Genomic DNA, 265 nt, shown 5'->3' with positions numbered 1-265 from the left:
GCCGAACCCCACACCCCCGCAATCGACGAAAACACCACAAACGCATCCAAATCCAAACCAGCCGTCAACTCATCCAACACCACCGCACCACCAACCTTCGCCCGCAACACCTCCTCCACCTCACCCACACCCACCTCACCCAACGGCGTCAACTGCGCCGCACCCGCCGCATGCACCACCGCCCGCAACCGCTCACCACGACCCACCAAATCCCCCAACAACCCCGCCACCGCACCCCGATCCGCCACATCACACGCCACCACCG

The 265-nt window shown here is 64.9% G+C and carries 1 protein-coding gene; it reads right to left on the bottom strand.

Features of this window, described 5'->3' with window-relative positions; genetic code table 11:
• The coding region (locus ACSNN9_RS28770; RefSeq protein ID WP_436676432.1) for a KR domain-containing protein at nucleotides 1–265 on the bottom strand (265 nt) is incomplete at both ends.

Source organism: Micromonospora sp. URMC 107, from assembly GCF_051386315.1.
Lineage (GTDB): Bacteria > Actinomycetota > Actinomycetes > Mycobacteriales > Micromonosporaceae > Micromonospora.
This window is presented reverse-complemented; position numbering and strand designations above follow the sequence as displayed.